Origin of the sequence: Candidatus Portiera aleyrodidarum, assembly GCF_902713745.1 — a bacterium.
GTDB lineage: Bacteria > Pseudomonadota > Gammaproteobacteria > Johnevansiales > Johnevansiaceae > Portiera > Portiera aleyrodidarum_D.
On record NZ_CACTJB010000003.1, the window covers coordinates 12,610 to 33,727 of the forward strand.

At 25.3% G+C, this 21,118-nt stretch carries 16 protein-coding genes and 3 tRNA genes; 18 read left to right on the forward strand and 1 reads right to left on the reverse strand.

All coding sequences use genetic code 11. From position 1 onward, the window contains the following. The first annotated feature begins 2,492 nt into the window (after nucleotides 1-2,492). The 10 genes from dapA (at nucleotide 2,493) to dnaB (ending at nucleotide 13,142) form a co-directional block, all read left to right on the forward strand. Nucleotides 2,493-3,374: a 4-hydroxy-tetrahydrodipicolinate synthase gene (gene dapA / locus H7S46_RS01340; protein ID WP_183043041.1), complete on the forward strand. Its 882-nt coding sequence runs from the start codon at nucleotides 2,493-2,495 to the stop codon at nucleotides 3,372-3,374. Between the two features lie 56 nt (nucleotides 3,375-3,430). Further along, nucleotides 3,431-6,058, forward strand: a complete 2,628-nt coding sequence (gene aceE, locus H7S46_RS01345; RefSeq protein WP_183043042.1) for a pyruvate dehydrogenase (acetyl-transferring), homodimeric type — start codon at nucleotides 3,431-3,433, stop codon at nucleotides 6,056-6,058. A gap of 16 nt (nucleotides 6,059-6,074) precedes the next feature. Beyond that, entirely contained in the window at nucleotides 6,075-7,196 is a 1,122-nt protein-coding gene (locus H7S46_RS01350) for a 2-oxo acid dehydrogenase subunit E2 (RefSeq protein ID WP_183043043.1), read from the forward strand. 11 nt (nucleotides 7,197-7,207) lie between these two features. Then, nucleotides 7,208-7,867 (forward strand): peptidase, encoded by a 660-nt coding sequence (locus tag H7S46_RS01355; RefSeq protein WP_183043044.1) that lies wholly within the window; start codon nucleotides 7,208-7,210, stop codon nucleotides 7,865-7,867. Between the two features lie 2 nt (nucleotides 7,868-7,869). Next, nucleotides 7,870-7,942, forward strand: a tRNA-Val gene (locus H7S46_RS01360). Nucleotides 7,943-7,955: 13 nt separating this feature from the next. Continuing rightward, a tRNA-Asp gene (locus H7S46_RS01365) sits at nucleotides 7,956-8,029 on the forward strand. Between the two features lie 26 nt (nucleotides 8,030-8,055). Continuing rightward, nucleotides 8,056-8,352 carry a 30S ribosomal protein S6 gene (rpsF, locus tag H7S46_RS01370; RefSeq protein ID WP_183043045.1) on the forward strand — a complete coding sequence of 99 codons (297 nt, stop codon included), beginning with the start codon at nucleotides 8,056-8,058 and terminating at the stop codon, nucleotides 8,350-8,352. Nucleotides 8,353-11,010: 2,658 nt separating this feature from the next. Beyond that, on the forward strand, nucleotides 11,011-11,232 hold the full coding sequence (gene rpsR, locus H7S46_RS01375; RefSeq protein WP_183043057.1) for a 30S ribosomal protein S18: 222 nt from the start codon (nucleotides 11,011-11,013) through the stop codon (nucleotides 11,230-11,232). 127 nt (nucleotides 11,233-11,359) lie between these two features. Further along, nucleotides 11,360-11,806: a 50S ribosomal protein L9 gene (gene rplI / locus H7S46_RS01380; protein ID WP_183043046.1), complete on the forward strand. Its 447-nt coding sequence runs from the start codon at nucleotides 11,360-11,362 to the stop codon at nucleotides 11,804-11,806. Next, complete coding sequence (gene dnaB, locus H7S46_RS01385; RefSeq protein WP_183043047.1) at nucleotides 11,787-13,142, forward strand: replicative DNA helicase; 1,356 nt, start codon at nucleotides 11,787-11,789, stop codon at nucleotides 13,140-13,142. The genes rplI and dnaB overlap by 20 nt, the downstream gene beginning before the upstream one ends. Nucleotides 13,143-13,190: 48 nt before the next feature. On the opposite strand, the gene tsaD is transcribed toward dnaB, so the two are convergent. After that, nucleotides 13,191-14,192, reverse strand: a complete 1,002-nt coding sequence (tsaD, locus tag H7S46_RS01390; RefSeq protein ID WP_183043048.1) for a tRNA (adenosine(37)-N6)-threonylcarbamoyltransferase complex transferase subunit TsaD — start codon at nucleotides 14,190-14,192, stop codon at nucleotides 13,191-13,193. A 40-nt stretch (nucleotides 14,193-14,232) separates the two neighbouring features. Here tsaD and rpsU point away from each other — a divergent pair, with 40 nt between their 5' ends. From rpsU to H7S46_RS01430, 8 genes are all read left to right on the forward strand, one after another. Next, complete coding sequence (gene rpsU, locus H7S46_RS01395; protein ID WP_183043049.1) at nucleotides 14,233-14,448, forward strand: 30S ribosomal protein S21; 216 nt, start codon at nucleotides 14,233-14,235, stop codon at nucleotides 14,446-14,448. A gap of 184 nt (nucleotides 14,449-14,632) precedes the next feature. Next, nucleotides 14,633-16,375 carry an RNA polymerase sigma factor RpoD gene (gene rpoD, locus H7S46_RS01400; protein ID WP_183043050.1) on the forward strand — a complete coding sequence of 581 codons (1,743 nt, stop codon included), beginning with the start codon at nucleotides 14,633-14,635 and terminating at the stop codon, nucleotides 16,373-16,375. 60 nt (nucleotides 16,376-16,435) lie between these two features. Continuing rightward, a complete protein-coding gene (gene cyoA, locus H7S46_RS01405; protein WP_183043051.1) occupies nucleotides 16,436-17,254 on the forward strand; it encodes a ubiquinol oxidase subunit II in 819 nt (272 codons plus the stop codon). A gap of 6 nt (nucleotides 17,255-17,260) precedes the next feature. Continuing rightward, entirely contained in the window at nucleotides 17,261-19,210 is a 1,950-nt protein-coding gene (gene cyoB / locus H7S46_RS01410) for a cytochrome o ubiquinol oxidase subunit I (RefSeq protein WP_183043052.1), read from the forward strand. 27 nt (nucleotides 19,211-19,237) lie between these two features. Further along, a complete protein-coding gene (locus H7S46_RS01415; protein ID WP_183043053.1) occupies nucleotides 19,238-19,783 on the forward strand; it encodes a cytochrome c oxidase subunit 3 family protein in 546 nt (181 codons plus the stop codon). A gap of 1 nt (nucleotide 19,784) precedes the next feature. Further along, nucleotides 19,785-20,084, forward strand: coding sequence for a cytochrome o ubiquinol oxidase subunit IV (locus H7S46_RS01420; protein WP_183043054.1), 300 nt, complete (start codon nucleotides 19,785-19,787; stop codon nucleotides 20,082-20,084). Then, the gene (gene cyoE, locus H7S46_RS01425) at nucleotides 20,074-20,928 is read left to right on the forward strand and encodes a heme o synthase (protein WP_183043055.1); all 855 of its coding nucleotides are present in this window, start codon (nucleotides 20,074-20,076) and stop codon (nucleotides 20,926-20,928) included. Before H7S46_RS01420 ends, cyoE begins: the two co-directional genes overlap by 11 nt. A 9-nt stretch (nucleotides 20,929-20,937) precedes the next feature. Then, nucleotides 20,938-21,018 (forward strand) — tRNA-Tyr (locus H7S46_RS01430). The last annotated feature ends 100 nt before the right edge of the window (nucleotides 21,019-21,118 follow it).

A 21,118-nucleotide genomic window follows, 5' to 3' on the forward strand; every position in this document is an offset into this window, starting at 1 on the left:
TATGTTGTAATGATATGTTTTGTAATGGATTAAATTAATAAAATATAAGTTGTGTTGTTATGTAATGTTATGTGTTGAAGTCTTTTAGTTATGCTTTAATATAAGTTGTTATGTAATGTAATGTTGTGTTGCTTTGGATTTTTGGTTTGAGGTTCTGTGCTTTGTATTAAGTTAGTGACTCCTATCCTAAATAAGTTGTTTGGGTTGAGTTTTTGGTTTACAAAACAAAACACTTCAAAACATTAAATTGTGTTAAATTAGTGTAAGTTAGTGTTGTGTTAAGTTTTTTTGTGTTAATGTTAAGTTTTGTAATGCTTTAATTTACATTAAGTTAGTTATGTGTAAGTTAATCCAAAACAAGTTGTGTTAAATTAAATTAATTTGAGTTAATGTAATGTTGTTATGTGTTTTGTAAGTTTTTTTTGTATGGCATGGTATGGTTTATGGTTTGTGTTGCTTTGGATTAGTGTAGTGTGTTGTAAGTATTTTGTTTTAAGTAATGCTATCTGTCGTAATGAGGTGTTTGGGTGTTGTTTTTGATTTTTTTGTAATGGTGTAGAAATGTTTTTGGGTTAATAAAATATAAGTTAATGTGGTGTAATGAGATGAGATGTAATGTTGTTTAAGTTTCTTTGAGTTGTGGTTTTAATTAAATTGTTTGTAATGGTTTGAGTTGGTGTGGTGTGGGGTGAGTTGTAGTTGAGTTTTTTTTCTTTGAGTTGTATTTGAGTTGCTTTGATTGTGTTGAGATGTTGTTGAGTTGTTGTTGAATTGAGTTGCTTTGTTATTGTATTGATGTGATGTTGTTATGTTTTAATGGTTTTGTTTTTTGAGGTCTTTTAAGTTGTTTTGATTAATATAAGTTAATGTAATGTAAGTTGTTATATGTTGTGTTGCTATGCTTTGTATTTGTTGAGGTGTGTTGTGTTAAGTTAGTGTAGTTTAGTGTTGTGTAGTGTTGTGTAAGGTTAAGTTAATGTAGGTTGAGTTAATGTTGTGTTAAATTAATTTAATTTAAGTTGTGTAATGTTGTTATGTGTTGAGGTGCTATGATTTGTTGTAATGGTTTTTCTTTTTGTGTTATTTTAAGTTAGTGTAATGTAATGTAATGTAATATTATGTGTTGTGTTGTTTAATATAAGTTGTGTTGCTTTGAGTTGACTTGTGTTTTAATGGTTTGAATTGATATGAGGTGTTATGCTTTGTATTAAATTAATAAAACATAAGTTGTTGCTTTGTTATTGAGGTGTTGTTGTAGTTGATTTAAGTTAGTGTGTTTTGTAATGGTTTGTGCTATGTTTGGAGGTGTTGTGCTTTAAGTTTGGGTTTGTTTTTTAAGTTAGTTTAAGTTAGTGTATGGGGTGTTGTTGTGTAATGGTTTAGTTGTGTTAGTTTGTGTTAAGTGTAAGTTTAGTTTTTTTACATTAAGTTAATGTAGGTTAGGTTTTGTAATGTTTTTGTGTTGGGTTTTTGATTGTTTTGTATTAGTGTAATGGTTTAAGTAAGTTGTAATGTTTTGGTGTGGTGTTGAGTTTGTTATGTTTTTTGTAATGGTTTGAATTAAGTTGTTTTGAGTTGAGGTATGTTTTAAAATAATACAAATTTGTACGTTGAGTTGAAGTTACGTTTTTTGTGGGGTGAGTTTTTTTGAGTTACTTTGTATTGATTTTGATTTGAGGTTTAGTTAAGTTGGATTGATTGGATTAATAAAATATAAGTTGTTATGTTATGTAATGTTATGTTATGTGTTGATATGATATGCTTTTAGTTTTGTTAATGTGGTTTGAATTTGAATTGATTGTTTTGTTTTGTTTTTGTATTAAGTTGTGTAAGGTTAAGTTAAGTTAAGTTAGGTTTAGGTTAGTGTAGTGTGTTGTAAGGTGTTGTGTTGAGATGCTTTGAAGTGTGTTGTAAGGTGTTGTTATTTGTTGTGTAAGGTTAAGTTATTTTAAGTTAAGTTTTTAAAGTTGTGTTGTTATGTGTTTAGTTGTGGTTAGGTTTTGATTGTTTAACATTATCTTACAAAGAATTACTATGTGTTATTAGGGTTAATTGTAATTTGATTTGTTGTGATGGTGAATGACTTATATTTAAATGTGTTGTATGGCTTTTGAAAAAAGATAGTGGTTTGTTATTGTAGTGAATCGATTCGAAATTTGTTTTATTTGTTGTTTGGTTGTGCGTGACAGTATAAGCATGTGAAGTAGTTTGCGGTGGATGGGAGTGAGTTTTGGTAACTTAATATTTAAAAGATTAATAGGACGTAAAATAAAAATATGTTAGTAACTCCTGATTTGTTCTTTTATTTGATTTGAAACGATTTGAGATGATTTAAATTGTTTTAATGTGTTTTGAAGTGATTTTATTTTATTTTATTTTATTTGATTTAAGTTGTGATGTTTTAAATTGTTTTGTTTTAAGTTGTTTTGATTTAAATTAAAAATTAAAATCTGAAATAGAAATGATAAATAATATTAAAAAGAGGTTAAGATATGATTAAGGGAAGTATCGTAGCAATTGCAACGCCTATGAAACAAAATGGTGTAATAGACTGGGGCTCATTAATAAACTTAGTTAAATTTCATTTAATAAACAAAACAGATGCAATATTAGCTGCTGGAACTACAGGTGAAAATACTACAATGACTTTGGAAGAACATTTTAGAGTTATACATACGATTGTTAAAGAAGTTAATAAAAAAATACCCATAGTTGCTGGAGTCGGGGCAAATTCTACAAAAGAGGCTGTGAATTTAACAAAAATGGCTAAAGAAGCAGGAGCGGAGTATGGATTATCAGTAACACCATATTACAATAAGCCTACTCAAAAAGGAATGTATAACCACTTTAAAGAAGTAGCGAGTGTGGGATTACCAATTATAGTGTATAATGTTCCAAAAAGAACAGGTGTAGATATAAATAATGAAACAATTTTAAAATTATCAAAGATTGAAAATATAGTAGGAATTAAAGAATCGTCAGGTAATTTAGCAAGAGCTTTAGAATTAATTGACCAATATAAGGATAAAGAGTTTTATTTGTTGTCAGGGGATGATAGTACAGCTTGTGAATTTATATTAGCAGGTGGACATGGTGTTATTTCTGTATCATCCAATATAGTACCTAAACAAATGCATGAGTTATGTATTGCGTCAAGAAAAGGTAAGCTAGAATTAGCATATAAAATAAATAAAAAATTAATGCCTTTACATTATGCATTAAGTCTTGAATCTAATCCTATTCCAGTTAAATGGGCATTAAAAAAAATGGGTTTAGTTAAAAAAGGTATAAGACTTCCATTGACATGGTTGTCCAAAAAATATCATAAAACATTGTTAAAAACATTAAAATCGTTAGAAGTTATAAAATCATAAAAATGAAATTAGAATCCTATATAAATCAGAAATAAAGGGAGAAAATATAGAGGGTCATGGATCGAGAGGGATTTTTTAGTGTAAAAAGTTTAGTAAAAAAGTATATAAAGAATAAATATATAATCAAAAATAATATCTTTAATAAAGATTATTATGATTATAAAAATACAATACCCAAAAATTGTGAAAAACGAATCCCAGGGAATAAATATTTGGAAAGAAAAATACGTTCTGCTATTAGGTGGAATACTATAGCATTAATAATAAGAGCGAATACAAAAAATAATTTAGGTGGACATATATCAAGTTACATGTCAAGCTGCACATTATATGAAGTAGGCTTTAATCATTTTTTTAGAGGAATAAATGATAAGTTTGAAGGAGATTTAATATATTTTCAAGGACATGTTGCTCCAGGAATATATGCACGCTCTTATTTAGAAAGTCGTTTAACAGAAAAGCAGTTAGATAATTTTAGAAAAGAAATAAAAGGACAAGGGATATCAGCATATCCCCATCCATATTTAATGCCACATTATTGGCAATTTCCCACTGTATCAATGGGGCTAGGTCCATTACAAGCTATATATCAAGCTAGACTAATGAAATATATGGATTATCGTGGGATAAAAAATATGAAAGATAGAAAGGTATGGGCATTTGTAGGAGATGGGGAGTGTGATGAGGTAGAAACAATAGGAGCAATCAATGTTGCTAGTAGAGAAAAATTAGATAATTTGATTTTTGTAATTAATTGTAATTTACAAAGATTAGATGGTCCAGTACGTGGGAATGGAAGAATAATTGATGAGTTAGAACAAATATTTAAAGGAGCGAATTGGAATGTAATCAAAGTAGTATGGGGAGGGGATTGGGATAGGTTGTTGGACAAAGATAAGAAAGGAAGTTTGCAAAAATGTATAAATGCGACATTAGATGGGGAATTTCAAAGATATCAAGCTTTAGGGGGAAAATATACAAAAGAACAGTTGTTTGGAAAATTTAAAAACACAGCAAAATTGGTGAGTAAGTTTTCATTTGAAGAAATTTCAAATCTTAAACGAGGGGGACATGATTCTCAAAAGGTATACGCTGCTTATTATGAAGCTGTGAATAATTCATATAGAAAACCTACAGTGATTTTAGCACATACTATAAAAGGATATGGTATTTATAAATTCGAATCAAGTATGGAATCTCATAATGTAAAAAATTTAGATTTTAAAGCATTAAAAAGGTTTAGAGATAGGTTTGAAATACCTATAAAAAATGAAAAGATAAAAGCAAAGAATATACCATTTTATAAACCCGATGAAGATTCACCAGAAATAAAATATTTGCATAAATGTAGAGAAAAACTTAATGGGTATTTACCAAAACGGAATGTAAAATTGTTTGTATTAAATTTTCATTCTTTAGAAAAAAAAATCTTATATAAAATTGTAAACAAGATAGGTACTAGAAAAATTTCTACTACAATGATTGGGGTACGTATTATAAATAGTTTAATGCAAAATAAAAATATAGGTAAAAGAATAGTGCCTATTTTACCAGATGAAGCTAGAACTTTTGGAATGGAAACGATGTTTAGTAAGGTCGGAATTTATTCAATAGAAGGACAAAAATACTTGCCAATAGATAAAGAAAAATTAATTTATTATAAAGAAGATAAACAAGGTCAAATTATTGAAGAGGGTATTAATGAATTAGGATCAATGTCGTGTTGGATTGCAGCGGCAACATCTTATGCAAATCATAATTACACGTTAATACCGTTTTATATTTTTTATTCAATGTTTGGTTTTCAAAGAATAGGAGATTTAGCGTGGGCTGCGGGTGATTTGCAATCAAGAGGTTTTTTATTAGGAGGTACATCAGGAAGAACGACATTAAATGGAGAAGGTTTACAACATCAAGATGGTCAAGGTCAAGTATTAGCATCAATAATACCAAGTTGTCGATCTTATGATCCAACATATTCTTATGAATTAGCAGTTATAATATATTATGGGTTAAAGAAAATGTATGTAAAAAAAGAAAAGTGTTATTATTATATAAGTTTAATGAATGAAAAGTATTTACATCCTAAAAAGCCAAAACAATGTGAAAAAGGTATTATACGCGGAATGTATTTATTACGTAAACACAAAATACCCAAACAAAATACTACACAAAATATAAATTTAAAAGTACATTTGTTAGGGTCTGGTAGTATATTACGAGAAGTAGAACATGCTGCGGAAATTTTAAAAAATGAATTTAATATTGAGTCTTATGTTTGGAGTGTGACTAGTTTTAATGAGTTAAGAAGAGAAGCAGTAGAAATTGATAGAAGAAAAAATTTAATATGTGAAAAACATAATACATTAAAACCTTGGATAACAAAATGCTTAGAAAAATATCATAGTCCTAGTCCTATAATTGCAAGCACAGATTATATAAAATTATATGCTGATCAAGTCCGTGCTTGGGTACCAAATGATTATTATGTGTTGGGAACGGATGGATATGGTAGGTCAGATACTCGGAAAAACTTACGTTATTTTTTTGAAGTCGATCGCTATTTTATAACAATCATTTCTTTAAAATCACTAAATAACAAAGGAATAATCGATAGATCAATTGTAAAAAATGCTTTAAAAAAATATGGTATAAATGCTAAAAAATTAAATCCATTAAATTAATAAAAGGAAAATATGATTGATAATAAAACTGCCTGAAATAGGAGATATAAATAAAAAAGTTGAAGTGATAGAAATTCCTGTGAAAGTTGGGGAGTGTATAAAAAAAGATGAAACTATTGTAGTTTTAGAGTCTGAAAAGGCTACAATAGATTTACCATCACCAAAAGAAGGAAAAATAAAAAATATTTTAATAAAAGAAGGTGACAAGATATTTTCAGGCAAATCAATAATGGAATTAGAAGAAACTCTAAAAAATAAAGTTAGTCTTATAAAAGAAAAAGACAACAGTACCTCATCGTCAGTGAAACATCGGTCACATGCTGGACCAGCTGTTAAATTAATGGCAAGACAAATAGGGGTTGATTTAGAAAAAAATAAAATAATCGGAAGTGGAAATAAAAATTGTATTTTAAAAGAAGATATAAAAAAGTATGTAAAAGATAAGAAAAAAGAGATAGAAGCAAAAAAAGAAAAAAATATTTTAAGTATAAGCGCTAAAAATTTACACAATAGTTGGATTAATATACCACATGTTACTCATTTTGATGAAATAGATGTTACTAAAATAGAAAAAATGAGAAAAAAAATAAAATATGAAAGAGGTATAAAAATAACATTATTATCCTTTATAATAAAGGTATGTTCTTATGCATTACAAAAATTTGAGAAATTTAATATGTTGTTTGATGAAAAAAAAAATAAAATAATTTTAAAAAAAGCAATGCATATTAGCATTGCTATAAATACATCAAAAGGTTTATTAGTGCCTATAATAAAACATGTAGATAAAAAAAATATAAGTGATATTGCTTTAGAATTAAAAGAATTAACCAAAAGAACTTTATTAGGCCAAAATAAAATTGATGATATGATAGGGGGTTGTTTTACAATATCAAATTTAGGAATAATAGGTGGTAAAGGTTTTACTCCAATAATTAATAGTCCTGAATTAGGGATTTTAGGTATTGGTAAAACCAAAATTAAGCCTATTTGGACTGGAAAAGATTTTAAACCTAAAATAATTTTACCACTTTGTTTATCATATGACCATAGATTTATAAACGGAGTTTATGCAGCAAAATTTATTAATTTTATAAAAAAGTTATTAAATGATATTCGTAATTTAATTATTTATTAAATATTAAACAAATGAAAGTTGTATTATCACTAGATTATTCTTATACCAATTATTCTATTTCTTTATATCAATTAAAAAGAACTAAAATTATAAAAATAATAGGATTTTATAGAAATAATAATTATAAAAATAATATTTTGTTTTTTTTATATTTAAAAAATATTTTAAATAAAAACAAAATTACTTTATCACAAATAAAGTATATAATTTATGGTAAAACAATAGGAGATATAAAAAATATAAAAATAATAAAATGTATCAGCAAAGGAATAGCATATATTTTAAATATCCCAATTATAAAAATCTCAAAATTAAAAGCTTTAGCCTTCGGCGCTTGGTTTGATTTTAACCATTCCTATATAATTAGTTGTATGAAAATTAGTAAATTTTTTTATAATATAGGCGTTTTTGAATTAAAACTTAGCGAAGATGATTTTCATATTCCTATTACTTTAAGTAAAGAAAAAAAAATAAATATAAAAAACAAACAAATAATTAATAACAACGATATAAAACTGTATAAATTTAATAAATTTATATTTACAGGAAAAGGCGTTTTATTTTTAAATAGATTAAATCTAAATGGTTTTATAATAAAAACTTTAGAAACAGAACGTATGCCAGAATCAACTTATATTATTCGATTAGCACTAGCTAAAAGGATTATGTGAATGGGTGGTTAGCTCAGTTGGTAGAGCATCAGTATTACAAGCTGAGGGTCGCAAGTTCGAAGCTTGCACTACCTACACACAAAAATAAGGATCGGTAGTTTAGTAGGTTAGAATATCGGCCTGTCGCGCCGAAGGTCGCGGGTTCGACTCCCGTCCGATCCGATTACTTTTTAAGGACATAAAAATCTATGATTTATGAAATAGTTATTTTGTTTTATATAAATAAAAGTACTTTACTTTCAGGCATTATAAAAAAATTAATAAAAATAATCATTGAAAATAATGGATTAATAAAAAATTTTGAAGATTTAGGCAATTTAAATTTATATTATTTAATAAAAAATCAAAAACAAGCTAATATTATTTTAATAAATATACAATGTGAACAATATGTTATAAAAAAAATAGAAAAAAAAATAAAATATAATAACGTAATAATTAGATATATTATTGTTAAAAAAAACTTGAATATTAGCATTGTTTAAGTTAAGAAAGAAGCAGTGACGTACGTTAGGTTCGTTATGTTGTTTAATTTAATATAAGTTGTGTTATGTTATGTAATGTTGTAATGGTATGGTTTGGTGTTTTAAGTTATGTTGTATTGTTTTAATGGTGTTATGTTATGTGGTTTATGTTATTTTAATGTATAATGTGTTGTAGTGTAAGTTGACTTTAATTTAATGTGGAAGTGTTTAGTTTAGTGGTTTGTAATGTAATGAGATGTAATGTAAGAAGTTGTGATTTAATGTAATGTTTTGTAAGTTAATGTAATGCTTTGAAGTCATTTGTGGTGTAATTTAATGTGGTGTTATGGTTTAATGTTATGTTATGTGGTTTTGATTAAGTTGTTTAATTAATGCTTTGTGGTATGTTTGAAACGAATTGAGATGATTTTATTTTATTTGTTCTGTTCTGAAGTGTTCTGAAGTGTTTTGAAGTGTTGTGTTGTGTTGTGTTCTGTTCTTTTATTTGAAGTCATTTGTTTTGTTTTGTTTTGTTTTGTTTTGTTTTGTTTTAAGTTATGTTGTTATGAAGTCTTTTGTTTTGACTTGATATTTTTTGAAGTGTTTTGAAATGATTTAAATTGTTTTGAATTGTTTTGTTTTAAGTTATGTTATGTTATGTTATGTTATGTTTTGAAGTCTTTTGTTTTGACTTGATATTTTTTGAAGTCATTTGAATTGTTTTAAATTGATTTGAAGTGTTTTTATTTTATTTGTTTTGTTTTGTTTTGTTTTAAGTTGTTTTAAATTGATATCATTTGTTATGTAATGGTATGTTTTGTAATGAATTGTTTTGAATTGAAACGAATTGAGTTGAGTTGAGTTGTATTTGAGTTGATTTAAATTGAGTTGATATGTTTTAAATTGTTTTGAAGTGTTTTAAATTAAATTGTTTTAAGTTGTTTTGTTTTTATTTGTTCTGTTCTGTTCTGAAGTGTTTTGAAGTGTTATGTTATGTTATGTTATGTTCTGTTGTGTTCTTTTATTTTCTTTTATTTGTTTTAATATAAGTTGTTGTTGTTGTTGTTTTTGTTTTGATTTGATTTAAGTTGTTTTGAAACGATACGATTTGTAATGATTTGATTTGTTTTGTTTTGTTTTGTTTTGTTTTAAATTGTTTTGAAATGAAATGAATTGATATCATTTGTTTTGAAATGTTTTAAGTTGTTTTGAATTGTTTTTGAAGTGTTTTAAATTGTTTTATGTTATGTTATGTTGTTATGTTTTGAAGTCATTTGAATTGTTTTGTAATGGTATGTTTTGTAATGTAATGGTTTATGTTTGATTAATGTGTTTTAAATTGTAATGGTATGTTTAGTTTTTTGTAATGGTTTATGTTTGGTTTGGTTTGTAATGGTTTGAAGTGTTTTGACTTGTTTTTTTTTTGTAATGGTATGGTATGGTTTGTAATGAATTGATTTTATTTGTTTTGTTTTGTTTTGTTTTGATTGTTTTAAATTGTTATGAATTGTGTTGATATGTTTTGGATTAACTAAACATACCACAACTTACACTAACTTAACTTGTGTAATGTAATGTAATGTAATGTTGTGTAATGTAATATTGTGTTGCTTTGGCTTTGAGTTTGAGTGTGAGATGAGATGAGATGAGATGAAGTGTTGTTGTTATGTTATTTTATGTTATTTTCTTTTATGTGTTATTTGTTCTGTTATGTTATTTGTTGTTGATATGATTTTTTCTTTTATTTTATTTGAGTTTAGACTAGACTAGTTTAGTTGTAATAGTTTAGTTTAGTTTGGTTTAAGTTAAGTTATTTCAAGTTGGTGTTGAGATGTTTGGTTTAGTTAGTGTAAGTTGTGTTAATATAATATAAGTTGTTGTGTTATGTAATGTTATGTTATGTGTTGATATGATATGCTTTTAGTTTAGTGTTGTTGTAATGTTTTTGATTAAATTGTTTTGAATTGTTTTTACATTAACTTAAGTTATTTTGTTTGTAATGATATGTTTTGTTGTAATGGATTGATTAAGTTAATATATTGTAAGTTTTGTTTTAATGTGTTTGGAATATAAGTTCTGTAAAGTTGATGATGAGTTGTTATGCTTTGTATTAAGTTGGGTTGTGTAAGGTTTAGTTTAGTTTGGGTTAAGTTATTTCAAGTTGGGTTGTGTAAGGTTTAGGTTTGGGTTGGTTTGTATTAAGTTGGTTTAATAAAATATAAGTTGAGGATCTTTGATTATGCTTTGTTGTAATGTATTAAATTAAGTGTAGTGTTGTATGTTTTGTAATTTAATGCTTTGAGTTGTTGTTGAGGTTTAGTTTTTTGGATTGAGTTACTTTGTTATTGAGTTGAGTGATGTTGTTATGTTTTAATGGTTTTGTTATGTTGTGTAATGGTTTGGATTGTTTGGTTTTTGATTTGTTTTTTTTTTGTGTAAAGTTATGTTGAGTTGCTTTGTTATTGTTATGAGGTGTTAAGTGTTGGATTGTTATGTTTTGTAATGGATTTGTTTTTAGTTTTTTTGATTTGAGGTTTAGTTGTTATGTTATGTTATTTGTTGTGTTGAGTTGCTTTGTGTTACTTTTTGTTGTTTGGGTTTTGTTTTTTTAAATGAGGTTTAGTTGTGTTATTTAAGTTTAATCTAATTTAATTCATAAATATGAATAGAGGAATAGAAATGTTAATTCGTAAAAAAAAATATTGTAAATTTACCTCTGAAAAAATAAAAGAAATAGATTATAAAAAAAGTGACATATTAAAATTATATGTTGCTGAAAATGGGAAAATAATTCCAAGTAGAATAACAGGTACTAAAGTAAGATACCAGAGAAAATTAACAAAAGCAATAAAAAAGGCAAGATATTTGGGTTTATTACCTTATATAGAAAAAAAGATATAATAAACAACCACAAACATTAAAACACAAAACTTAAACTTAAAAATAAAAATAAAAACAAATAAACACACCACAAGAAAAGCAAAGATAAGCACAAACAACATAAAACAAAACACAAGGGGCGGGGTATATGAAAGTTATAGTAATTGAGAAAAATAGTAACAGTGGAAAACAAGGTGAGATAATAAATGTAAAAAATGGTTATGCTAGAAATTATTTAAGAAGAAAAGGTTTAGCAATTATATCAAACAAAAAGAATATAGAGTTTTTAAATGAAAAACGTAAATACTTTTTAAAGGAATATAAAAAATATATAAACCAAATTAAAAATAAACTTAAAAATGTAAAAATAGAAATATTTTGTAAAACAGGACCAGCAGGAAAATTATTTGGTACAATAGGAAGACGTTATTTGTCACAAATTTTAAAGGAAAATTATGGAATAAAAATAAATAAAAATCAAATAAACATTAATAAAAACATAATAAAAAAAAATGGAGAATATAAAATAAAATTATTTTCACAAATAAATATAAAAATAAATATAAAAAAAATAAATGAAAAAACTAATTTATGATAATAATATAACACAATTTAAAATACCTCCTCATTCATTAGAAGCAGAACAAGCAATATTAGGAGGTTTAATGCTTGATAATGAAGCGTGGAAGAAAATATCGGAAATTATTATCAAAGACGATTTCTATAGTATAGAACATAAATATATATTTGATGCAATAAAAGATAGAGCAGAAAAAAATAAAATAATAGATATAGTAACTGTTGCAGAATCTTTAGTAAAAAAAAATAAGTTAGATAAAATTGGTGGAATAAGTTATTTAGCAGAATTATCTAGAAAAAACCATACAATACATAATATTATTGCTTATGCAGATATAGTTAAAGAATGTTCTAGTTTACGAAAAATAATAATGATTTCAAATAAAATCGCAAAAGAAGCTTTTAATCAAAAGGGTAAGAATGTGCAAGAAATAATAAAAAAAGCTGAAAAATTAATATTTACAATTTCTGAATCAAAATATAGAGTTAAAAATTTAGTAAATATAAATGAAGTATTAAATAGAACAATTGAACGTATAAATAAAATATATAGTACCAAAAGTTCTATGACTGGATTATTAACAGGATTTAATGAATTAGATAAAATGACTTCTGGTTTTCAAAGATCAGATTTAATAATAATAGCAGGTAGACCTTCTATGGGTAAGACAAGTTTTGCAATGAATATTATTGAATATTTTATAAAAAACAATAAGGAGGATCCAGTAATAATCTTTTCTATGGAAATGCCTGCTGAACAAATAATATTACGAATGTTATCTTCATTAGGACGTATAGATCAAAATAATATAAGAAAAGGTAAGATTGGAGAAGAGGATTGGTTAAAATTAACAGAATCATTAAAATTAATTAAGAATTGTAAATTATTTATAGATGATACTCCAATATTAACACCAATAGAAATAAGAAAAAAAATAAGAAGATGTATAAGAGATACAGGAAAAATAAGTTTAATAATGATAGATTACTTACAATTAATGCATGTTTCTTCTTCCATATTATATAATCGTACAGCTGAAATTTCGGAGATTTCTAGATCTTTAAAAAGTATAGCTAAAGAATTTAATTGTCCTGTATTAGCTATTTCACAATTAAATAGATCATTAGAACAACGAATTAATAAAAGGCCAATAATTTCAGATTTAAGAGAATCCGGTGCAATTGAACAAGATGCAGATTTAATTTTATTTATTTACAGAGATGAAGTGTATAATGGGGAAAGTTTAGATAATAAAGGTATAGCGGAGTTAATAATAGGAAAACAAAGAAATGGACCAATAGGTGTTATAAATATTAGATTTATAGGAAAATATACTAAGTTTGAGAATTAAAATGAAGAAAGAATTAGGGCAAAACTTTATAATAAAAAAGGTATGCCATTAAAATAAAGGATATTTAAGTGTTTCTATAGACCAATTGGGTTGTAGAATGATCTTATTATTTAGTTTTTCGCCTGAAGTGATACGTAAAGCTCCTAAATAAGCAATCATTACAGCATTATCTGTACAAAGAAGGTTTTTGGGATAAGAAATTGTAAAATTATTAAATTTTTGTTTTAAAATATTTTTACGAATGTTATTATTTGCACTTACACCACCTGAAATTATAAGACAAGATCTACCATTTTTAATTAAAGCTTTATAACATTTAAAACTCAGCATATTAAGAATATATCCTTCAAATGATTTTGCTAAATTAGCTTTTTTTTTATTAGTTAATTGTTTTAAATAATTTAAAATATATGTTTTAATGCCAGAAAAACTGAAAGTTATATTAGTTCCTAAAATTTTGGAAAAAATTTGAGGTTTGATTTTACCAAAACATGCTAAATGAGATAATTTTTTTCCTCCTGGATATGAAAGGTTAAGGAGTTTTGATATTTTATCAAAAGTTTCTCCAAGCGAATCATCTTTGGATTGGCCTATTATTTTGTAATGTCCTATATTTTGTACATCAATTAATTGAGTATGACCCCCAGAAATTAATAAAGAAATAAAAGGAAACTCAGGTTTTTTTTTATTTAACATAGCTGAAAATATATGTCCTTCTAAATGATTAATCCCTAAAATAGGTATTTTAAGTGTATAAGAAATACTATAAGCAACATAAGCTCCAATAAGTAAGGAATTGTATAACCCTGGTCCAACAGTGAATGCAATTGCAGTGATATTATTTGGAGAAAGTTTTAAATTTAATAATAAGGATTTCATAATAGGAATTAATTTGTTTAAATGATATATGGAAGAAAATTTTGGGATAACTCCTCCAAAAATAGTGTGTATAGGTTGAGTATATTTTTTATTTGCAATTAAACCAGATTTAGTATTATATAGTGCAATACAAGTGTCATCACAAGATGTTTCAATTCCTAAGATAATCATGTTAATATTATATTATATTCAAAAATAAAAAGGAGAAAACATGCCTTATATAAAAATAAGAGAAAATGAATTATTTGATGTTGCTTTAAGAAGATTTAAAAGATCTTGTGAAAAAGGAGGGATATTATCAGAAGTACGTCGTAGAGAATTTTATGAAAAACCTACAACTGTTAGAAAAAGAAAAGCAGCTGCTGCTATAAAACGTTATATGAAAAAAATAAAACGAGAACGTAAACGCTTTGAACGTAAATATTAAATTAAGAAAAAATAAAGAATCGAAGGTTGTGTTGTGTTGTCATAATGAATAAAGTTTATATTTAATTATGTAACCTTATTAAAATAGAGTACAATAATTAATTATTAGATGGTGTAAATATTTTAATTAAAAGAAAAAATAATAAAATTTGACAGAATTAAATAAAGAATATGTAGAGTAAAATATGTTGGATAATTTAGAGTTAAACATAAAAGAATTAATAAATAAAGGTAAGGAACAAGGATTTTTGATTTATTCAGAAATTTGTGAGTTGTTTGATGATGAAAAATTAGAGGATATCATATGTAGTTTTAAAGAAAAAGGAATTAATATAATTGATAAATTGTCCGAAGTAGAAAAAAGTTATTCGAATTTTGAAGAAAAAAGTGAAAAAAAATGTTTTAAACAAGAAAATGAACTTCGTAATACTGATCCCGTAAAAGTATATATGAGAGAAATGGGAAATATAGAATTATTAAATAGAAAAGGTGAAATAGAAATAGCAAAAAAAATAGAAGAAGGTACCAAAGAAATTATGGCAGCACTTGCATATTTACCAGGAGCAGTTGATTATATCATCGAAATTTATGAGTTAATAATAAAAGAATCCGAAGGAAAACTTTCTGATTTGTTTACAGGTTTTATGTATTTCACAAAAGAAGAAACATTAAAAGTTAACAACAATGTGTTTAATAATGAAACTTATAATGAAGGACCTGACCCTATCTTAACAAAGAAAATTTTTGACACCATTCGTAAACAAAATAAAAAAGTAAAAAAAACCGGGTTAACATATGGTTTTGACTCAAAAGAAACAAAAATAGAATTAAAAATTTTATCAAACGTCTTTGCACAAATCAAATTGTTGCCAAAACATTTGGAATGTTTATTAGGTAAAGTTCGTTTAAGTATAAAAAATATAAGAATTCAAGAAAAATTAATATTAAAACATATGGTAAATATGATAAAATTATCAAGAAAGGAAGTTATAAACAGTTTGAAAGGTAATGAGACTAATTTAAAGTGGTTAGATACATTTAAATATAATTCAAATTCAGATAAACAAAATAGTATAAAAAAATATAGAAGTAACATTTTAAAATCACAAAAAAGAATTTGTCTAGAAAAAAAACAAATAAATTTATCGGTTATTGAATTAAAAGAAATAAATAGAAAGTTGTTAATAGGAAAATATAAAACACATAAAGCAAAAAAAGAAATGATTGAAGCTAATTTAAGGTTAGTAATTTCAATTGCAAAAAAATATACAAATCGTGGGTTACAATTTTTAGATTTAATTCAAGAAGGTAATATAGGTTTAATGAAAGCAGTTGATAAATTTGAATATCGCAGAGGGTATAAATTTTCTACTTACGCTACTTGGTGGATACGGCAAGCAATAACTAGATCAATAGCAGATCAGGCAAGAACAATAAGAATACCAGTACATATGATAGAAACAATAAATAGATTAAAAAGATTATCAAGAAAAATGTTGCAAGAAAGAGGAATAGAACCGACTCCAGAAGAATTAAGTAATCGACTTGAAATATCAGAGAATAAAATAAGAAAAATTATGAAAATTGCAAAAGAACCTATTTCAATAGAAACTCCTATTGGCGAAGATGAAGATTATTATTTAAGTGATGTGATAGAAGATAATATAACAGCATCACCAATAGAAGCAGCAACAGATGAAGGATTGGTGGAAGTAACAAGAAATGTATTAAGTGAATTAACAGATAGGGAGGCAAAAGTTTTACGAATGAGATTTGGAATAGATATGGCAACAGATCATACGTTAGAAGAAGTAGGTAAGCAATTTGATGTAACTCGTGAAAGAATTCGTCAAATTGAAGCAAAAGCATTACGGAAATTAAGGCATCCATCACGTTCAGAAGCTTTACGTTCATTTTTAGAAGAGTAGTGTAGGGTAGGGTAGGGAGATGAAGATGAGAGAGAAATTAATTTAATTGTGGACAGTTAAATGAAAAAAAGAATATATTTAAGTTTATTACTTATTTTGATCTTAAATAATGAAGGATATATAAGTGTTTTAACTCCAGGCGGGGCAATATCTGTAGAACAAAAATATTTAATTATTATATCAACTTTATTGATGTTAATCATTGTAATTCCTGTTATATTTATGACATTGTATTTTTATTACAACTTTAGAGAAAGAAAAAAAATAATAGAATATAAACCCGATTGGGATTATTCAAAAAATGTTGAAGTGGTCATTTGGGGGGTTCCCGTTATGATTATTTTAATTTTAGGGCTTATTACTTGGAAAAGTACTCATGAATTAGACCCTCAAAAAACACTTAACAATAACAATATTAATATAATTAACGTAGAAGTAATATCTTTAGATTGGAAATGGTTATTTATTTATAATAAAATAGGAATCGCCACCATAAATCAATTAGTTTTACCTTTAAATGTTCCCATAGAATTGAAAATAACGTCAGAAACTGTAATGAATTCGTTTTTTATTCCACAGTTATCCAGTCAAATGTATGCTATGTCAGGGATGAAAACTACAAATTTCTTGGTTTCAAATAAAAAAGGTAATTATATAGGAATGTCTACTAATTTTAGTGGTAAAGGATTTTCTGGCATGAAATTTAAAGTTTTAGTAGTCTCATTAAAAAATTTTGAAAAGTGGATAAAAAAAATAAAAGAATATAAAAGGAATATAAATTATAAAATATTATTAAAAGAAACTGTGAATAACAAAATAGAATATTATTCCTCTTTAGATAAAAAATATTTAAAATTATTTAAAAATAAAGGAGTATAAAGAAAGATGTTTGGTAGATTAAATTGGGAAATTATACCTTATAAAGAACCTATAATTTTATTTACAGGAATATTCGTCTTTTTTGTTAGTGTTTTTATTGTTAGTGTAATAACGTATTTTAAAAAATGGTTATATATTTGGAATACGTGGATAAAAACATTAGATCATAAAAGAATAGGTATAATGTATATTATATTTGCATTTATTATGTTAATACGGGGTTTTACAGATGCAATTATGATGAGAATACAACAAGTTATTGCTTATAAAGATAATATAGGGTATTTACCTTCATATCATTATGATCAAATTTTTACAGTACATGGTGTAATAATGATATTTTTTATGGCGATGCCTTTTATGTTCGGTTTAATAAACATAATAGTTCCTTTACAAATTGGTGCAAGAGATGTTGCATTTCCTTTTTTAAATTCCTTAAGTTTATGGTTAACCGTATTTTCTGGTATTTTAATTAATATTTCTTTATTTATCGGTGAATTTGCTTCAACTGGGTGGTTAGCATATCCACCTTTATCTGGAATAGAATTTAGTAAAGGTGTAGGTGTGGATTATTGGATATGGAGTTTACAGGTCTCAGGCATAGGAACTTTAATATCTGGTATAAATTTTTTAGTAACTATAATAAAAATGCGGGCTCAAGGTATGCATTTTATGAGATTACCTATTTTTACATGGACAATTTTATGTAGTAACATTTTAATAATTATGTCGTTTCCCATTTTAACTGCTACGATTTGTTTATTAACTTTAGATAGATATTTAGATATGCAAATTTTTACGAATCATTTTGGTGGCAATCCAATGCTGTATGTAAATCTTATTTGGGCGTGGGGTCATCCTGAAGTATATATTTTAATTTTACCAGCATTTGGAATTTTTTCTGAGATAGTAGCAACGTTTTGTAAAAAAAGGTTATTTGGTTATAAATCATTAGTTTTTGCAACGATTGTAATAACAGTATTATCATTTATAGTATGGTTGCATCATTTTTTTACTATGGGAGCAGGTGCAGATGTAAATGCATTTTTTGGGATTTCTACAATGATAATTTCAATACCAACCGGCGTAAAAATATTTAATTGGTTATTTACAATGTATAAAGGAAAAATAGAATGTAGTGTTCCAATTTTATGGACAGTAGGATTTTTAATAGCGTTTAGTTTTGGAGGTATGGCGGGAGTATTATTAGCTATTCCTGGTATAGATTTTTTATTACATAATAGTTTGTTTTTAGTAGCACATTTTCATAATGTAATAATAGGAGGTGTAATATTTGGGTATTTAGCAGGTTTAAATTATTGGTTTCCTAAAATATTTGGGTTTAAATTAAATGAAAAATTAGGGAAATATACAGTTTTTTGTTGGTTAATAGGTTTATTTGTAGCATTTGTTCCTTTATATATTTTGGGGTTATTAGGAATGACAAGAAGAGTAAGTTACTATAAAAATAATATTTGGCATCTATTCTTATTTGTAGCAATGTTTGGAACAATAATAATTTTAGTAGGCATACTTTGTCAAGTATTGCAATTAATTATAAGTATAATAGAAAAAGATAAAAATAAAGATTATTCAGGTGATATGTGGAATGGAAGAACCTTAGAATGGAGTATATCTTCTCCTCCTCAAAGTTATAATTTTGCAAATATACCAAAGGTGATTGATAGGGATCAGGTTTGGGTTAGAAAAAAAAGACAATATGTAAAAAAAAATAAATATAAAAAAATAAAAATGCCTAAAGATACTTGTAAAGCTTTTATAATTTCTTTATTTAGTTTAATTTTTAGTTTTTCAATGGTTTGGTATATTTGGTGGTTATCTATTGTAGGATTTATAGGAATAATAATTACCTATCTGTTTTATATATATAGTAAAAATAAATATTATTATATAAATGTAAAGGAAATAAAAAAAAATGAAAAAAGATTTATATAAGTTTACGTTTTAGGGTTAGGTATAACAATGTATAAAATAGACAATGTAAGTGAAAAGAAAATATTATTAGGTTTTTGGATTTATCTTTTAAGTGATTGTATATTATTTTCTGTATTATTTGCTGTATATGTTTTATTAAGTAAAAAAAATATAATTTATAATATGTTTATGGTAAATATAGAAACAATAATTTTATTATTAAGTAGTTTTTTTATAGGTATAGTTGTATTAGTTTTAAAAAAAGAACACATTGTATTTAATTTAATCATAGTTTTATTATTAGGTGCATTATTTGTAAGTTTAGAATTGAAAGAAATTATGAGTTTAATAAATAAAGGTTTTATTCCGAAAACAAGTAGTTTTATTTCAGCGTATCTTACATTAATAGGAACACATTGTATTCACATTATTATAGGTATATATTGGGGGCTGTGTTTATTATTAAACATTTTGTTTAAAGGGTTAAATATAAAAAATAAAACGAGTTTGTTATGTTTAAGTATTTTTTGGCATTTTTTACATATTATATGGGTTTGTATTTATACAATTGTATATTTAATAGGGGTAATATGAATTGAATTTAAAGCATCTAAAAGATTGTATAATTGGATTTATAATTTCCTTATTATTAACAGCTTTAGCCTATATGGTTGTTGTTGGTAATATAAGATTTCCTAACTTGGCAATAAAAATAATAATTGCATTGTTTGCGATATTACAAATTGTTGTTCAAATGATATATTTTGTAAATATCAAAGAAATTTCTCAATTAGACACAAATATATATGTTGGATCTTTATTATTTACATTAACCATTATGTTTATTATATTAGGTGGTTCATTATGGATTTTTTCTAATATAAATGGTAAATAAAAACTATTTTTTAATAATAAAACCTAAAATTCTAATAGGAAATTTGATTTCTATATTAGGAGGGATTTTTTTATCTTATAATTGGACTATAAAAATTTTATTAGGAAGTTTGTTGGGTATAATCTTAATTATAGCTTCTAGTTGTATAATAAATAATTATATAGATTTAGACATTGATAGTATCATGTTAAGAACAAATAATAGAGTCTTAATAAAAGAATTTATTTTTACTAAAAAGGCTATAAATTATGCTTATATCTTGTTTGTATTAGGTATTACAATACTTTATAAAACAACAAATATTTTAGTAACGAGTTTGTCCTTAATAGGAATTGTAATATATATTTTAATGTATAGTTTATATTATAAAAGAAATTCTGCGTATAGCACTCTCATAGGTAGTTTGTCTGGATCCCTTCCGCCAATTATGGGATATTGTTCTATTAGTAACAATATAGATTTAGCTGCAATAATAATTTTTTTAATTCATTTTTTATGGCAAATTCCACATTCATATTCCATTGCTTTATTAAAAAAAAATGAATATATGTTAGCAACCATACCAATTTTTCCAACAAGTAAAGGTTTGTTAATAACAAAACAACATATTATCATTTATATTTTATGTTTTATATTTGCAGAAATAATGTTATTTTTCAATGGTTTTACAGGATTTATGTATTTAACGTCAATGACTTTCAGTAGTATTTATTGGTTAATTGTATCATTATTAACTTATAAAAGTGATAGAGTTGAAGTTCTTTCTAACAAAATATTTTTAATCTCAATTTTTATTATTATTTGTTTTAATTTAATGATATTTATTGATGTAAAACAACCTTAAAATAAAAAAGGAGAGATACCTGAGTGGACAAAGGGAGCAGACTGTAAATTTGCCGCGAAAGCTTCGAAGGTTCAAATCCTTCTCTCTCCATCCTAACGTAATACTTTGTTCTTTTATTTGTTGTGTTGAGATGAGATGAAGTGTGTTGTGTTGAGATGTTGTTTTTTGAATTGATATGCTTTTGTTTTTA

Coding starts and splice junctions, on each gene's coding strand:
- dapA (WP_183043041.1), top strand. CDS start 2,493: ATGATTAAGGGAAGTATCGTAGCAATTGCAACGCCTATGAAACAAAAT.
- aceE (WP_183043042.1), top strand. CDS start 3,431: ATGGATCGAGAGGGATTTTTTAGTGTAAAAAGTTTAGTAAAAAAGTAT.
- H7S46_RS01355 (WP_183043044.1), top strand. CDS start 7,208: ATGAAAGTTGTATTATCACTAGATTATTCTTATACCAATTATTCTATT.
- rpsF (WP_183043045.1), top strand. CDS start 8,056: ATGATTTATGAAATAGTTATTTTGTTTTATATAAATAAAAGTACTTTA.
- rpsR (WP_183043057.1), top strand. CDS start 11,011: ATGTTAATTCGTAAAAAAAAATATTGTAAATTTACCTCTGAAAAAATA.
- rplI (WP_183043046.1), top strand. CDS start 11,360: ATGAAAGTTATAGTAATTGAGAAAAATAGTAACAGTGGAAAACAAGGT.
- dnaB (WP_183043047.1), top strand. CDS start 11,787: ATGAAAAAACTAATTTATGATAATAATATAACACAATTTAAAATACCT.
- tsaD (WP_183043048.1), bottom strand. CDS start 14,192: ATGATTATCTTAGGAATTGAAACATCTTGTGATGACACTTGTATTGCA.
- rpsU (WP_183043049.1), top strand. CDS start 14,233: ATGCCTTATATAAAAATAAGAGAAAATGAATTATTTGATGTTGCTTTA.
- rpoD (WP_183043050.1), top strand. CDS start 14,633: ATGTTGGATAATTTAGAGTTAAACATAAAAGAATTAATAAATAAAGGT.
- cyoA (WP_183043051.1), top strand. CDS start 16,436: ATGAAAAAAAGAATATATTTAAGTTTATTACTTATTTTGATCTTAAAT.
- cyoB (WP_183043052.1), top strand. CDS start 17,261: ATGTTTGGTAGATTAAATTGGGAAATTATACCTTATAAAGAACCTATA.
- H7S46_RS01415 (WP_183043053.1), top strand. CDS start 19,238: ATGTATAAAATAGACAATGTAAGTGAAAAGAAAATATTATTAGGTTTT.
- cyoE (WP_183043055.1), top strand. CDS start 20,074: ATGGTAAATAAAAACTATTTTTTAATAATAAAACCTAAAATTCTAATA.